We start from the raw sequence: 16,500 nt of genomic DNA, 5'->3' as shown, positions 1-16,500 counted from the left end.
CGACTACTGATAAAAATGGAACAAACTTGTTATTTAGGTTGTCTATTAAGTATACGTATAAAACAGGGGTTCATGATAGTTCACTCATTTTATGAAAAGTGAGATGCAAGAGAGTGATATCCGATAGACTTTTTCATTGTGTCGGTATGTATAACACCTAGAAAAACTATATATTCTTGAAAGAGGTTGAAAATGTATGATAGTCTTAAACAAGTTTTTTAACATTTTACATTACAAAAAGATGGTACCTGTAGTATTTCTTTCATGTGCAACGCTTATAGGCTGTTCCGATGGTAATACTCAATCTGAATCACTTAAACAAACGAAACAAACAAATCAAATCAAACAAGAAACTACTGGTAATGATTCATTTGCTAAACTTGAAAAAGAATTTGATGCTAAACTTGGTATTTATGCATTGGACACTGATACGAATCAAACCGTTACGTATCAATCAGATAAACGGTTTGCATACGCATCTACCCACAAAGCTTTAGCTGTGGGAGTACTTTTACAAAAGAAATCAATAGAAGATCTAAATCAAAGAGTTTTGTATACTCGTGAAGATCTTGTTAATTACAATCCAATTACAGAAAAGTATGTTGATAGGGGCATGACTCTGAAAGAGCTTGCAGATGCTTCCCTTCGATATAGTGATAATACTGCACAAAATCTTATTCTTAAACAATTAGGTGGACCTAGTGAATTCAAAAAATCACTGAGAGAAATAGGAGATACCGTTACAAATCCTGAACGTTTTGAACCAGAGTTAAACGAAGTGCATCCAGGAGACGTACATGATACTAGTACCCCAAAGGCATTAGCTACTAGTCTTCAGGCTTTTGCGTTAGGAGATGTACTTTCAACTGAGAAACGGGATTTATTAATAGATTGGATGAAAAGGAATACTACCGGAGACAACTTAATTCGTGCTGGAGTTCCAGGAGGATGGGAAGTAGCTGATAAGACGGGCTCGGGATCTTATGGAACCAGAAATGATATCGCAATTATTTGGCCACCAAATAAAAAGCCAATTGTTCTTGCGATACTTTCTAATCATGATAAAGAGGATGCTAAATACGATGATAAGCTTATTGCAGAAGCAACCAAGATAGTGTTAGATGCTTTAAAAGTGACAAATAAATAATAATAGTAACTAGTTATTATTATTTTCCCGGTTTTTCGTCACAATATTGTGAGTCATGATTTTGCTAGCGGATTAATGTTTATGGTGTTCTTCGTTGGAATTGCATTTTTAGCAATAATGGCAAGTTGCTTAATGTTTAAAGTTCTGTCGGGAGCATCAAAAGATGTGGCTCGTTATCAAATGCTTCGTAAAATTGTTGTCCGCCGAGAATTATTAACAAAATCAATCTATAAAGAGTTATTCTTCATATTTTTATTCCCAGCAATTATAGGGATTACTCATATATCAGTTGGTATGAACATGTTTAGCCCTCTTTTAATCGATCCGTACTCTCGCATTTGGTTACCACTTGTTATTTTTGTAGTAATTTACTCGATTTAGTACTTAACTACAGTTCAATTATATAAAGGAATAGTACTCCCGAAAAAAGATTAATGTAATGATGCTATTTGCCGGACAGTAAGCCCCCCACCTCAAAATTCAGCGGAAGCAAAGAAGTTAGGTGGGGGCGGGCTGCCCGTAAAAAACCGATTGGTGAGGGCTGATTAAAGTTTCACTTTATCCTTTACTGTATCTTGTAATTACATTTTACCTTGCTATAGAGAAACAAAAAACATTTTTCTTATTCAATAATTCCAATTTCTAGAGCCTTTTGAACAGCTTCTTCTTTGTTACGGACTCCTAGCTTTGTATAAGCTGTAGAAGCATAATTTCTGACCGTACCATTTGACAAATATAACCTTGATGCTATGGTAGTGTATCGAAGTCCCTTTGCTACTAGCTGTAATATTTCTATCTCTCTAGCTGTTAGCTCATAAGCGGTTACTTGTGGTGTCTCTTTTTGCTTATCAAACTTCTCAAATATTTTTTGAGACATTCCCTGATCAATCAGTGTCCCACCTTTGTGAATAAGTCGGATCGTATTAGCTAGCTCCAACGTTTCAATAGATTTGAGTAAAAAACCATCCGCACCGTTGCGAAGCGATTCCAACGCCTGTTTGGTATCTTGAAACGTTGTAAAAATCAATATGCGGATATGTGGCCATTGTTGCTTAATCTTTTTGGTTGCTTCGACTCCATCCATTTGCTGCATATCTAAATCCATAAGGATAACATGGGGTTGAAGGCGCCCGCACAAATCTATGGCTTGATTGCCATTCTCGGCCAAACCCACTACATTTAAATCTTCATATCTATCGAGTAGTGTCCTCAAACTTTCTCGAACAAACGGCTGGTCGTCTACAATTAACAAACGAATAAGTCCATCTTTTATTTCAGTTTGTCGCGGTACGGTACATGTAACAAGCATTCCTTCATCCGGCTTTGTATATACAGACAATTGACCTTGCAAATTCATTGCTCGTTCTTTCATCGCATTCATACCGAAGCCTTCCTGCCATTCTACATTTCCTTTTCCATTATCTTGAACTTCTAATCTCGTATATTGTTGTTCAAACTGCAATGAAACTATAATTTCAGTTCCTTGACCATGACGTACTGCATTTGTAAGGGACTCTTGTAAGCAACGAATGAACGCTATCTTCGCTTGCCGAGACAATTCATATTCCTCTCCGTATGCCCGAAAACTTACATTAACTTGAGCGTGCTCCTGAAATTCGACTCCAAGATTTTGGAGAGATTGAATTAAGGAAGGCGATTGACACGGAGACTCCATTTGATGTAGGTAACCTCTCACGTCCTCGATGCTTTTACGTCCCATTTCAAGCAGAGAATCTAGCCTCTGTATACCCATTTCAGTAGCAAGTTCGGTGCGCAACGTTTCCATTCCCATAATAATAGAAGTATAAGCGTGACCAACTGTATCATGAAGCTCACTCGACAGTCTGTTTCGTTCTTCCGCCAGTGTAATGCGTTCAATCTGAGACATATATTGCTCAAGTACCGCGTTTTGTTTACGAATTGATTCATTTTGCTTATGATTGACGATTAATAAATGAAAAGCGAAGCCCATTACATATGCGAATCCATAATAGGTGACCATAACCCAATAGCTATTACTTGGCGCAACCGCATAGAAAATTCCAGTCGTTATAAAAACTGTTATTGGAGCTGTCCAATAATAGGACAAATGCTTACTATTTGCAGCAATTAGAAACACCGATATAAGAAATGTGTTGTAAGCTTCCGGAAATAATGAGGTTAAATATATACATAGTCCACCATATAGCAGTATTTCTGTGAACAAATAATATTTATAATTGAATAGTAAGGCTACCCATGGAATTGAGAAGGCAATAATTTCCCAAAGAATAATAATCCAAAGTGGTAATGTTAAACCATTTTGAAAATTTAATGTAGCTAGGATGATAGATACACTAGTAAGTAGACGAATCCCTAACATAATCCAATCATACCAAAACCAATACTTAACCATATCTAACAAGTCATTTACCCCCTAAATAGCCTGCCTTTTTACTTCCTATATTATAATTTAATCTTTCATGTCTTATTATACTTTTTAATTTAAAACTGTGATACTACTCACAGACTGTAAACCTCTATTGATTTAGTTGCCGAATCATACTACGTGTATAGCCCCCGATTTTCTTTGTCAAACCATCTACTATTCTAATACTTATGGCGGTAAATACTATACCCATAAACATTACAAAGAGTGATTTGGCAAAAGTATCTATCTGTATGAATATAATATTCATATCGATGTATCGATACAGTAGTGGTGCCAACAGGAACATAAGTGGCATTACATAAAAAATGATTGCACTAATGAGACTGAAAATGCCAATCACTAATTTCTGCATTAACCAAAAGACAGCAGACCAAGTGCGACGATCTGTAAGCACTAATTTCACCTGAGTCCAGTTTGATGTAGCCATTTTTATACTTTTATCGTAAGAGTCGGTCGAAATATCAGTATAAATTTTCGTCTGTATGCGCTCGAATTGGATAAAAGGTGTCGTAGTCTGTAGTACGCGTATAACTAGTGGAATCCCAATTACCGTAAATGAAAGGGTAAAACTGAATAGCAGAGCTATTAGATAAAAACAAAAATAAAATAATCCTGTAACGAAAGTTAGCAATAAAAAATAACCATTCTGGATGAATCTTGATTTCATAAAGTTCATCGCTCCTATCTATGTAATAACCGAATCATACTGCTTTTTTTGTCATTCTCACTAGTGTAAAAGTGTCATATGACAGTTTTAAATGAGATTGAAAAGGGGGGAGAACAGCTTACTTCTAGTTAAAAAAGATCCTTTTATCCCGCTATTTGCCGGGCAGTAAGACCCCCACCTCAAAATTCAGTGGAAGCAAATAAGTTAGGTGGGGGATGAATAAAATCCCGACTGATTAAAGTTTCACTTTATTAATCCTCCACAAAAAAACCGTTTTTGCATCTGCAAGAACGGTTTTTTTGTACTTTTATTTAATATGAGATGGACTTGTTTTTCGAATATGAAAAATAATATCAAATTGCTCAAGCAATGATTTATCAAAGTATGTCGATTCGTTTGGGAATATTTGTCCCCCTATACTTAGTAATGGTCTTTTGGCTTTAACCCATTTCTCTGCTTGTCCTTTAAGGTGACGGTTATCCAATAAAAACATGTTATATGGTACTTTTCCGAGGGTATAGTTAAAACTATTTACATTTTGTGGAATCGCACGCGTTGTAATCTTACCTCCAGTAGAAGGATCATATTCGCTGTATAAGGTGAAATTCCCCTTCGTAGTTGTACTACCAATTGTGACATAATTATTGTCTAAACGTTCCTTCAAAAATTTCCCCGCAACATAAGGGTATAATTTCTCATCGATAATTCCTTTAGCAATATGAATATTGTGTCCCCATACCATCGTTTTACCACCAAATGTCTCTTGTGCCCACATTGCATGATCGGCCAAGTATTGCTCATGTAGCTTTATTATACTTGGATAGTCGTTAGGAAGTAGCATTGTGGTAAATTTCTCTATTGCACTTGCCGTTGCTTTTACCCACATGTACTCAGGTGAAACTATTTCTGTGTTGGCTTGCTCATTCTCATCATTTAGTAATCGGGCTACTCTCTCAGCGTTTGCTTTGAACTTCTCTTTCAATTCAGGAGTAAGTTTCATATATTCTTGTATACTTCCAGTAAAAGACGATAATTCTTTATAATTTTCTTCTACTTCTGCAAGCAAATTTGGTCGATGTACCCTTACATAATCAATTACTTTATTAAAGCTACCTTGGTCCAACGTTTTTAAGTCGATTCCAATAAATTGGATCTTCTTTTTATTGGATGGATCAGCATTATAATCTTTCATCCACTCAATCATGGCTATAATTTCATCAGTAGGATATAACAAATTTAAAAATTCCCTAGGGTTTCCTTTTCCTGTTTGGATATATTCATTTAGCTTTAAGCCGTTTCCCCAATCTTCTTCCATTGTGAAATTTGTAAAGCCCATCTCAGTAACCAAATATTTCACAAGGCGAAACTTCATAGTGAAAATTTCAGAGCTTCCATGAGTATTCTCTCCTAATCCTACATATTGTGCGCTCCCAATCATTTTCTTAAGTGGTTTTAAATCTTCAAATGGTTTTGACGGTTCTATCGTTTTTAATGGGTTAGCCTGTGATTGTATTGATTTAACTATATTTTTTTGGATTGATTGACCTGAGTTTTCGACTGCTACAGTTTGAGCGTTTCCTACTTCCCCACATCCTGTGACTAATAAAGCTGTACTAACCATTGCAATCATTTTTTTCTTATTCATTTTTGCTCACCTCAATTGAATTATTTGTAAAAGCAAGATTGATTCATGTACTTACACGAATTAATTGCCTTAATTCAATTCTTATTTATTCCATATCATATTTTCTAGTTACATATTGTCATAAGGTTAATTGACACAAGTCATAGGCTAATCATTACACTTTTGTACTATCGGCTATGACACCTTATAAATAATAATTACATTGTTGAGCCGCAAGTAAGATTAGATTATGAATTTGGGAGGGATTGTAAAGATGAATGAATCTGTATGCCAAAATATTTTTATTCTAAGTTGTAGCTGTTGAAATGACAGGAAGTAAATTTAATAAACAAATGAATAAAAGGGGAAGGGCGGATTACAATGTTGTTACACGGAGAAGCATTCCATAATAAAGATAAAATCCAACGTGCTAAAATAGGAATTCAACTCTTTCTAAGTATCTTAACCATTACTTCCATTATCCTAAATGTAGTAGTAATGGTTACTAACAGTATGCCGCTTATTGTGGTATATATGTTTACCCCAGCATTTTCTTCTATTTTGACTCGCATAATACTGAAAGAAGGGTTTAAAGATGTATCTTTTAGTCTCGGTAACTTAAAGGTATGGAAGGGGATTGGTTTTGCTCTGTTAATACCTATGATTATTTGTGGAATTACTTATTCTATAGCCTGGTTGAGCGGAATTGCGAGGTTTCGGCATCCCGAAGGTGGTATGTTAGAACCAATCTACAATATACTTGGACTTCAGTATGTAACGGCACCATTCAGTTTCATTTATCTAGTAGTATTGAGCGGCATTTTAGGAAGTTTGCTTAACTTAATCCCAGTTTTTGGAGAAGAAATGGGGTGGCGAGGTTACATGCTTATAAGGCTAATCGATGCAGAGTTTTCACGCCCCATCCTTATTAGTGGATTGATTTGGGCAACGTGGCATGTTCCAATTGTTATCGCTGGTCTGTATGTAGAGGGATCATCTGTCTTTCTCTCAGTACTTGGCATCTATTTATGTATTGTGCCATTCAGTTATATTACAGCTTATTTACGACTTATCACAGGTAGCGTTTGGCCTTCGGTTATCATCCATACCACTTGGAATGCCATTATCCAAGGACCTTTCGCACGTGCAAGTACAGGATATCAAACTGAGATTTGGATTGGAGAATCTGGCTTGATAACCGCTATTATTATCTTGATTACTGCAATAATTACGTCTCGAATCGTAAATTTTACTAAATAGCATATGGATGTGTTTTAAATTTAATTAGTGAAATATGACAAGGTGAAATAAGATGCTCCTAAAAATATTAGAAAAAATCTAGTTGAACAGACTCTTACTTAATCTTAGGCTGCTGGATATGTGGGGGACATCAAGCTAAGAAAATAAACTTGGTTGCCATAAAAAACATAATGTTTTCATTTAAAGGCTATGAGATGAAATTTCATCATCTTCATCAAGTTTGACCTTCAGGAAATAAAAAGTTAAACGATTATACAAATACTCTAACTGAAAAAACGATAGTCCTTCTACATTTTAGATAGAAGGACTATCGTTTTTTTTTTTTTTTGACAAAATTAGGAGGTGATGTTCATAAAACGGATAATATAATTCGTATTTTACGTAAAGAGAAAAAGTTTTCCAAAGAAGATGTAGTTAATTCCCTTGGTATAACGGTTGATTGAAATTTCATTTTATAACTTGTAAAGGGCTGTGCAATGCATCGTACTATTAAAAAATCTAAATTTAATCATTAAATTGCGATAAAATGTGGTCGGAAATAATGAAATTTTAGGAAAAATAAGGTACACTAGTCTATGATTTTAATTGAAAATCGTTTGACGTTAATACATACGGGGGAAAGATTGATGAACAACAATACAACAAATGAATCAGTTGAAGAAATTGATCAAAAACGAGTAAGATCAAACAAACGTTATACAAATTGGAAGTTTATCGCAGCGGGTATTGGTGTAATTGCACTTCTTATTGGGGGAATGAGTTATTACCAGGCAACTCACTTCAATTCGAATGTTACAATTAATGACACAAAAGTTGGTGGTCTGAGCGCTGATCAAGCAATACAAAAATTAAAGACATCTGGACTAGCAAACAAAGTCTATGTTGATCAACAACAAATTTTAGATGAAAAAGATACAAAAACGGAACTTACGGAAAAAGATTTGCCTCAAATTAAGAAACTATTAAAAAGCCAGTGGACATTTTTCCCTTCTTCAAAGGGGAAAAATTATTCATTGCTACCAGAGAAGGCAGATCAGTATCGTAGTGAAACGATGAAAAAACTTGTGGAAGAAAAGCTCATCTCTATGAATGAGAAATTAAAAGCGCCTCAAGATGCTATGGCGAAGCTAGAACAAGGGAAAATTGTTATTTCGAAAAGTGTGGAAGGAAAACAGTATGATGTTACTAGTCTACTGAAAGATTATGATAAGCAAAAATATAAAAGCGAAATTCATCTGAAGTCTGCATACATAAAACCTATTAAAGAAGACGATCCGATTGTCAAAAAAGAGGAGAAAGCACTACAGAATCTTCTTGGGCAGTCTGTTGAGTATAAAGTGCAGGATGAAGTTTATCCTTTAAAAGCAAAAGATTTAATTCAAAATGCCTCTATGTCAAAGGATATGAAAGTTACAATTGATGCGAGTGACATTAAGAAGAAAATTACTGAAATTAATAATGCCAAATCAACATTAAATAAAGATTTCTCATTTAAAACTCATTCCGGTTCAGTCATATCAGTAAAAGGACAAGGATACGGCTGGGCACTAGATGTTGAAAAAGAAACTAAACAAGTTCAACAAGCCTTTGAGAAAGGCGAAAAATCGCTTTCTGCTTCTAATATTCACGGAAATGGTTGGGAGAAGGAAGGTATCGGTTATAAAACAACATCGAATAATGGCATCGGAGACACGTATGCAGAAGTTTCAATTGCAGAGCAACAAATTTGGATTTACAAAGATGGAAAATTAGTTGTTACAACAAATGTAGTAACTGGTAAACATAGTACTGGTGAAGATACATCACCAGGTGTGTGGTACGTTCTATATAAACGAACACCATACACGCTAAGAGGTAGCGCAGTAGGAAAAGCTGATTATGCGGTTAAAGTAGATTACTGGGTTCCATTCACAAATAGTGGTCAAGGATTCCACGATGCTGGCTGGCGAAAAGACTGGGGAAATAACGCTTATTTAACAGGAGGATCAGGTGGATGTGTGAACCTTCTTCCTAATGTTGCAAAAACTGTATATGATAGTTTGAACACTTATGATCCAGTTATCGTGTACTAAAAAATAGCTACGTATCAAGAAATAAACAAAGCAGGAAATCTTACCTGATGGTATATGAAAAAACACCTCTTGCATTCGCATACTAAGTGTGCAAATGCAATGGAGGTGTTTTTGTTTGAATACAAGAGTGTATTGCTTATAAGAAACAAAGTAGGAAGAGGTTAAGAATAAGTATTCAAATAGTCAATAAAATTGACAATGAATATCATTTTCACTTAATATAGAATCGTCGCATTTAATTAGACATGAATTTTTTGTTAATATAATAGATTTCTATTAAGTTGTCACATTTAAGAACTATCATTAAATCTTTTAAGAATTTAAATGTAGGAAAGGGTAATATAAAATGAACTGGAAAAAAGGCGGATTATGGGTTATTATTTTTTTCGTTGTAAAAGGCACAATTTCTACACTTTTAATCGTTACAGGTGCTAAATATTTTGATCTATCATTTATGCAACTTATTTTATTAATTCTGACCTTATTAGTGATTTCTCTAATAAGCCGAAAATTGCTGTATAGACATAAACAAAACAAAAAGCAAAAAGAGCTAAATATATAATGGAGCCCCAGAGACCGTTGGATTTCTGGGGTTTTATTTCGATAGTTTTTTCGCATGTATATCAATTTAACAGAATAGGTTGTCCAAAATGATAAAATCGATGATGTTTAAAATGCGTCAGTTATTTTTACATAAGGATTGTAGAGAGCCTTTAAATATCAATCTTTATTTTGAAGCGACAGACGCGCATGAATTATGCTCTTTTTTCAATTGGTAGTTTAAATGTAAAAGTACTGCCTTCTCCTAATTCACTTTCAACTGTAATTTCTCCTCCATGTAGTTCGACAATCCATTTTACCATAGACAATCCTAAACCTGTGTTTCCGATGTTTGAAGATGTTCGTGCTGCGTCAACTCGATAGAAGCGGTCCCATATTTTAGTAATATGTTGCTCGCTGATGCCTATACCATTATCAGAGACTTTACCTATTATGTTGGTTTCATCACGGAATAGTTGCATATTCACAGTTCCACTCGCTTTGCTATATGCAATTGCATTCGTTAGTAAATTCATTAATAAACGCATCATCAATGTTTGATCTGCTTTTATAAACAGGTTTTCCTCTATATGAGTTGTTATATCAATCGAAGCCTCTTGCACCATTAATGAGAGCTCTTCTACGACGATTTCCGTTAATTCACTCATATTGATACATTCAAATTGGAAAGTATTATGTTTTCCTTGGTCAGCTCTTGCTAATAATAAGAGTTGGGAGAGTAGAGCGGACATTTTACGTGATTGCTTCAAAATGACTTCTAACGATTCTTCCATTTCTTTCGGATTATTCCTCTGTGATAAAGCGTATTCGCATTGCGAAATAATAACAGATGTTGGTGTTCTTAATTCATGAGATGCGTCAGATGTAAATTGTTTTTCACTTTCAAATGATGTCTCCAATCGCTCGAACATTTTGTCAAAGGTTTGGGCTAAATGATACATTTCATCTTTTGGTGAACCTTGTAAATGAATTCTTTTCGAAAGGTCTTTACCATCACCAATTTTACTAGCTGAATCACTCATTTGTTGCACAGGTCGAAACGCTCTTTGCGTAATAAAATATCCTCCCGCTGCCGCAATGAGAATAAGTAATGGGAATGAGATGAGTGTTATGACAATAAGTGTATTCATCGTTGAAGATAATTGGCTCATGGTCATTATTCCACGAATCCAGACTTGCTCATCGTCGCCTCCATTATGGAGAAAATCATATACAATCCATTCTTTATTACCGTCTTTAATGGTTTGTATTTCATCGGATTTAAGCGATACCTTTTTATTAAAGTTTGTAGGACTATTTCCTGCTAGCAGCTCACCTTGTTTATTATAAATACTTATATTTACGCCATCTTCTAAGGCTTCAAAATCATCGTCCATCTTTAAGTGTCCATGCTTATATTCGATATCTTCCATGCTTTCTTTTACTGTGCTCTTCAATTTATCTTTCATATTAAAAAGCAAAACTTTATCTGAAGAAGTTAAAATAAAAGCTAACACGAGTGCCATAATAATTACAATTAGCCCCGTATACCACAGGGTTACTCTCATTTTTATTGATAGTCTTTTCATGATTCTACTCGCAATACGTAACCAGTTCCTCGCACTGTATGAATTAACTTCGTTTCAAACTGGCTATCAATTTTTTTACGAAGATAGCGGACGTAAACATCAATAATATTCGAGCCACCTTCATAATCGTAATTCCACACATGTTGCTCAATTTTATCTCGTGTCAGCACAACTTCTTTATTACGAATCATATATTCTAAAATAGCAAATTCTTTACTGGAAAGAGTGATAACTTGGTCTCCTCTTGTTACTTTATGCATATTGCAATCTACCACTAGGTCAGCGATTTCAAACACATTAGATGTATTTCCTGTTTTTCTTCGCATTAACACTCGAATTCTTGCTAACAGTTCATCAAAAGCAAACGGCTTTACTAAATAATCATCCGCACCTAAGTCGAGTCCTGTTACGCGATCATCAATTGTATCTTTAGCTGTAAGAAGCAAGACAGGAGTTGCATTATTGTCCGCGCGTAATCTTTGTAATACGCGTAAACCATCTATTCCGGGAATCATAATGTCAAGGACAATCAAATCGTAGGTAGCCATGTTTATATAATCCAAGGCATCTTCTCCATTCCCACATGCATCGACACTATAATGTTCTGCATTTAATCGTTTCACCAATATATTTTGTAAGTCTTGTTCATCTTCGACAATAAGAACTCGCATTAACATTCTCCTTTTCTTCTTATTAATATGTATCACTATAATTCAAAAACATTAAAGAAAGATTAGAAACGATTTAATTATATCATTTTATCCAGCATTAACGGACAGTAAGACTCCTCCTTCAAAATTCGGCGAATGCGAGGGAGTTAGGGGAAGTCGGGCTACCCGTAAAAGTCTTCACTTTATTTTTTGTACATTAATCTTCCTTTAATGTTTGTTCAGTAATATAAAGGCAAGGATAAGGTGCACATGTAAAGGGAGGAAAACAGAATGCGAAAATGGATGCTGATTGGAGCGATATCTTGTGTATTGTTAACAGCTTGTTCTACTCAAGCTGATAACAATACAGAAGTGCAACAACTGAAAGTGGAAAATGATAAATTACAAAAAGAAGTTGCTCAACTACAACAAGAACCAAACAAAATAGGGCCCGCTACGAATGATACGAAGCAAACACAAGATTTCAAAAACGAAGTCACATCTATTGTAGAAAAGGCCAATAACACGAAACCAGTTGGAGCAAAAGAAGAAAAATTAAATACGTACTTAGCAGTAAAAAAAGAAATTGACCAATTGGATGACAAGATAGATCTATCTGATAATCGGCTAGAAGCAGATTATCACGCTGGAACGATAACGATTGAACAATATAAAGCGCAAGAAAAAGAATACGATATACTGGAAGATCAATTAGAACAAGCAGAAAAGGCACTTGAAGCAAGATTTGGAATAGAGGATTAATCAATAAGGAGTGGATGAAAATGTTAAAACATAAAAAGAAAATAATTATAAGTGTAATTGCTATTTTAGTAAGTGGTATTGCTATTATTGGTGGATATTATGGTATGGGTTACAATTATGCAAAAAAGAATGAAAACTACACAGAGAAACAAGTTCGTGAAATTTCTTTAGCTCATACAAATGGAGAAATTATTAATGTGAAAAAAGAATTTGAATTAGAAGATGACAACTTAGCACAATCAAAATTTGAATATGAAGTGGAAATTAAGACACCTAATAATCTGTTAAATATTTTAAAGGTTAGTGCTAGAACGGGTACAATAGAAATCGATAATGAAGATTGAAAAAATATCGACAAATAAAATATTACGTACTTGATTTTTGTTATCGATAGCGAAGAAAAAGACGGTTCCCTAATTTTACAAGGGAATCGTCTTTTTTTTGTTCTATGGATCTATGCATTTTTTATACTTTCCTATCCTGGTGCGGTTTTAGGGTTCTTGTCTGTTATTGGATTAACTGAAAAACTGTATAAAACCTTGTATACCCTTAGTGTGGTTTTTTCCGAAATACTGGCGGTACCCCGTCGCTATCAATCTAAGCTCATACAACGTCAATTATATTAGGGGCTGTTTCAGTTCTCGTTTTATCTTTTTACAATGATGAATATGAAATAATGACTTCCACTTATAAGAATGTGAAGAAGTGTTGATGCCAGTTGGAACTGTGGTAAAGGTTGAGGGTGGAATCTAAGGGAATATCAGAGATGTGCATGAAAGGTTATTAATCCATCTTCTATAAAATCGTGGGATTATATATGCACTTATTATCCTGGAGATTTTAAAATAAAACCTATCTAATTATAGAAGTGATTTGAACGTAAGGAAATTGTAAGAAATGGATAAGAAAAAAGAAATTTTTATTGTGTAGGATACAAATATAGAGAAGCGTAAAAGAGGGAGGGTAAATAGGATACATTTATACGAAAAACAAACTAGTAATAAGAGCATTCTAAATAAAAAAATCATTTATGGTACTAACATACATGTGAAAAAGAGAGGTTTTACCGTTTGTTACAACAGTAGGGATAAAGCCAGAATAGTAGTTTATGTGATGTTTGTAATTGAACAAATAAAAGATGAAATCGATCATTTATCTAAGGAGGAATTTTTCTTATGGAAAATAAATTATCTGGAGTGTTAGCCGCTACCTTAGCTCTAACGATGAGTCTACCAACAGGAGCGATAGCGTCTTCTAGCAGTAAGACTCCGGTTGTATCTAGCCAAGAAGTTGCTAGCAAAGATTTGGAGAAGATTGCTGCAGAGAACGCTGCACTGCTCACGAAGTCCTATGAGACGACTAGTGTACAGTATGCGCTGATTGATAATGGTAAATTTATTTTGTCGGGTCAGACAGGTAAGAACGACATAGAAGGGAAAGAGCCACTAACTAAAGATACTCTATACGGAATTGGTTCAACCAGTAAAGTATATACAGCTGCGGCTGTTATGAAACTGGTAGACGAAGGAAAAGTTGATTTGGATGCTCCTGTTGCCCGCTATATTCCTGATTTCAAAATGAAAGATAAACGATATAAGCGTATTACACCGCGTATGCTGTTGAATCACTCCTCGGGTTTGCAAGGTTCGACGTTCAATAATGCATTTTTATTTAAAGATAATGATGCTTATGCCCATGATATCTTGTTGCAACAATTGTCCAACCAAAACTTGAAGGCAGACCCTGGTGCGTTCTCAGTATACTGTAATGACGGTTTTACACTGGCTGAGATCTTGGTAGAAAGAGTCAGCGGTATGAGTTTTACTGAATTTCTACATCAAAAGTTTACAGAGCCATTAAAACTGAATCATACGATAACATCGCAAGACAAATGGGAAGACGAAAAGCGGGCTGGACTGTATTCTCCGACATACCAGGGACAGCTACCAAGTGAAATGGTGAATCTAATTGGTACGGGAGGAATCTCTTCTACTGCAGAAGATGTGGTGCGATTCTCACAAATATTTATGGGACAGGGGAAAGAAATTCTCTCTAATAAAGCAGTCAAGGCGATGGAACAAGAAGAATATAAAAAAGGAATGTGGCCGGAAGATAGCGGAAATGTGTTCAACTATGGACTTGGCTGGGATAGTGTGAAACTATACCCATTCAGTGAATATGGGATAAAAGCGTTGACTAAGGGTGGGGATACGATACTGCAACATGCTACATTGGTCGTGCTTCCAGAACAGAAGATGGCAGCAGCTGTATTGTCCTCCGGCGGCAGCAGCATGACAAATCAACTGTTGGCAAATAAATTACTGCTAGCTAGGCTTAAAGAGAAAGGGACAATTAAGGATATAAAGCCAGATAAATCCTTCGGCAAGCCCGACAAGGCTAAAGTGCCTCAAGACGTGGTAAAAAAAGCAGGATTTTATGGAAATAGCTATAGCCATTTCAAAATAGAAATTACGAAGAAGGGAGAACTGTTTTTACCAACTAAACCGGAAGAAAAATATGTATATACGGCGGATGGGAGCTTTATAAATGAGAAGGGTACTTCCAAGCTTAATTTCGTCACAGAGAAGAATGGAAAAGTTTATTTGAGAGAGAGCACATATGAATTATCACCGGGATTGGGGCAAAATGTGCTGACTCACTATTTAGCCCAGAAATTAGAAAACAATGTGTTACCGAAGAAAACAGCTGCTGCATGGGCGAAGCGCGAGGGTGGCAAGTTCTATCTCGTTAACGAAAAATTTAATTCTATGAACTATCTAGGACAACTAATGCCTCTTAACACACAAATTACGATCAAGGATGGATATTGGGACGGCAAAAAAATTACAGGTCCGAATACGGCGACGCATCAAATTCAAATTCCTGTGATGAATGGGCGGGATACAAAGGAAGCCCATTTCTATACAGAGGATGGTACTGAATATATGGAGATGTCCAGCTTTTTATACGTCAGTGAATCTAACGTAAAACCCCTTGATACAGGTCAATTATCGAAAGTTACATTGCAAAAAAATGGGCATGCGAAATGGTTTACGGTCCCGCAAGAGGCAGCAGGGAAAACGATGAATGTGGAGTTGTCATCAGGAAGTTCATTCGCGGTGTATGATGAGAATGGAGTATGCGTCAATTTTACCGTCGTTAGTGATAATAACAAAGTGAAACTACCAGAGAACGGAACCGTTGTATTTGCTGGCGCACCGAACTCCGAATTTACAGTCGCATTGAACTAGCTACAACTCGGGATAGACTTCAATAAAACAGTGCGACATGGAAAAGATATTTTATTTGTATCTTAAGTATTACCTTAAATGATATTACACTTAAATTCTTACCTTAATAGCAATGGGATAGCACCACACATCCATCAACTTAAGGTATATTTTTAAACAAAATGCGGTCTTTCCATATAGTTTTTTATTATCTTTTGTAGATTTTATAAAAGCGGGCATATCAAATAAACCCTGACGGGTTTCAATTTTTTACTATGCTACCTGATGAGTAGAAGTGGTATACTCATAAACAACACCCAAAATATCAAAGACTGTCTTTTTCTCGTATCGATGAGATTTTCGTCCGTTGTGCTGTAGGAGGTTAAACAGACGAAGGAGAACCTTTGATAATTCTTGGGTGTTTTTGTGTAATGCTTGGTAAAAAAGTGAAAAATAATCCTTAATTATGTACATCGCTTTATATTCACTTAGCTCTTTCTGTTTCTTACGTAATAGGAGTTCTCGCAT

The 16,500-nt window shown here is 35.3% G+C and carries 12 protein-coding genes and 2 pseudogenes; 8 read left to right on the top strand and 6 right to left on the bottom strand.

Annotation, left to right across the window (positions count from 1 at the left end):
• The first annotated feature begins 196 nt into the window (after positions 1-196).
• The gene (bla, locus tag BAQ53_RS15140; protein WP_061884372.1) at positions 197-1,147 is read left to right on the top strand and encodes a class A beta-lactamase; all 951 of its coding nucleotides are present in this window, start codon (positions 197-199) and stop codon (positions 1,145-1,147) included.
• Positions 1,148-1,192: 45 nt separating this feature from the next.
• Positions 1,193-1,528, top strand: a pseudogene (locus BAQ53_RS15135) (ABC transporter permease); the annotation flags it as partial.
• 241 nt (positions 1,529-1,769) lie between these two features.
• Here BAQ53_RS15135 and BAQ53_RS15130 read toward each other — a convergent pair.
• From BAQ53_RS15130 to BAQ53_RS15120, 3 genes are all read right to left on the bottom strand, one after another.
• Complete coding sequence (locus BAQ53_RS15130; RefSeq protein WP_208905689.1) at positions 1,770-3,551, bottom strand: helix-turn-helix transcriptional regulator; 1,782 nt, start codon at positions 3,549-3,551, stop codon at positions 1,770-1,772.
• A 115-nt stretch (positions 3,552-3,666) separates the two neighbouring features.
• A complete protein-coding gene (locus BAQ53_RS15125) occupies positions 3,667-4,245 on the bottom strand; it encodes a sensor domain-containing protein (RefSeq protein ID WP_002181390.1) in 579 nt (192 codons plus the stop codon).
• A gap of 307 nt (positions 4,246-4,552) precedes the next feature.
• On the bottom strand, positions 4,553-5,890 hold the full coding sequence (locus BAQ53_RS15120; protein ID WP_208905687.1) for an erythromycin esterase family protein: 1,338 nt from the start codon (positions 5,888-5,890) through the stop codon (positions 4,553-4,555).
• Positions 5,891-6,250: 360 nt separating this feature from the next.
• On the opposite strand from BAQ53_RS15120, the gene BAQ53_RS15115 reads away from it, so the two are divergent.
• The 3 genes from BAQ53_RS15115 (at position 6,251) to BAQ53_RS15105 (ending at position 9,763) form a co-directional block, all read left to right on the top strand.
• The gene (locus BAQ53_RS15115) at positions 6,251-7,129 is read left to right on the top strand and encodes a CPBP family intramembrane glutamic endopeptidase (protein WP_208905685.1); all 879 of its coding nucleotides are present in this window, start codon (positions 6,251-6,253) and stop codon (positions 7,127-7,129) included.
• A gap of 626 nt (positions 7,130-7,755) precedes the next feature.
• Complete coding sequence (locus BAQ53_RS15110) at positions 7,756-9,201, top strand: L,D-transpeptidase family protein (protein WP_001064078.1); 1,446 nt, start codon at positions 7,756-7,758, stop codon at positions 9,199-9,201.
• 346 nt (positions 9,202-9,547) lie between these two features.
• Entirely contained in the window at positions 9,548-9,763 is a 216-nt protein-coding gene (locus BAQ53_RS15105; protein WP_001104104.1) for a hypothetical protein, read from the top strand.
• A gap of 193 nt (positions 9,764-9,956) precedes the next feature.
• On the opposite strand, the gene BAQ53_RS15100 is transcribed toward BAQ53_RS15105, so the two are convergent.
• Both BAQ53_RS15100 and BAQ53_RS15095 read right to left on the bottom strand, forming a co-directional pair.
• Positions 9,957-11,330 carry a sensor histidine kinase gene (locus BAQ53_RS15100; protein ID WP_089149271.1) on the bottom strand — a complete coding sequence of 458 codons (1,374 nt, stop codon included), beginning with the start codon at positions 11,328-11,330 and terminating at the stop codon, positions 9,957-9,959.
• The gene (locus BAQ53_RS15095) at positions 11,327-12,001 is read right to left on the bottom strand and encodes a response regulator transcription factor (RefSeq protein WP_001264528.1); all 675 of its coding nucleotides are present in this window, start codon (positions 11,999-12,001) and stop codon (positions 11,327-11,329) included. The genes BAQ53_RS15100 and BAQ53_RS15095 overlap by 4 nt, the downstream gene beginning before the upstream one ends.
• A gap of 270 nt (positions 12,002-12,271) precedes the next feature.
• Between BAQ53_RS15095 and BAQ53_RS15090 the strand changes: the two genes are divergently transcribed.
• The 3 genes from BAQ53_RS15090 to BAQ53_RS15080 all read left to right on the top strand — a co-directional run bounded on the left by BAQ53_RS15090 (position 12,272) and on the right by BAQ53_RS15080 (position 15,993).
• Entirely contained in the window at positions 12,272-12,742 is a 471-nt protein-coding gene (locus BAQ53_RS15090) for a SadB/YajI family lipoprotein (protein WP_001233661.1), read from the top strand.
• 20 nt (positions 12,743-12,762) lie between these two features.
• A complete protein-coding gene (locus BAQ53_RS15085; RefSeq protein WP_061884368.1) occupies positions 12,763-13,086 on the top strand; it encodes a PepSY domain-containing protein in 324 nt (107 codons plus the stop codon).
• An 831-nt stretch (positions 13,087-13,917) separates the two neighbouring features.
• Positions 13,918-15,993 (top strand): serine hydrolase domain-containing protein, encoded by a 2,076-nt coding sequence (locus BAQ53_RS15080; RefSeq protein WP_208905683.1) that lies wholly within the window; start codon positions 13,918-13,920, stop codon positions 15,991-15,993.
• A gap of 252 nt (positions 15,994-16,245) precedes the next feature.
• Here BAQ53_RS15080 and BAQ53_RS15075 read toward each other — a convergent pair.
• Positions 16,246-16,500: pseudogene (locus BAQ53_RS15075) on the bottom strand (IS4 family transposase); the annotation flags it as partial.

Origin of the sequence: Bacillus sp. B25(2016b), assembly GCF_001679765.1 — a bacterium.
Lineage (GTDB): Bacteria > Bacillota > Bacilli > Bacillales > Bacillaceae_G > Bacillus_A > Bacillus_A thuringiensis_K.
This window is presented reverse-complemented; position numbering and strand designations above follow the sequence as displayed.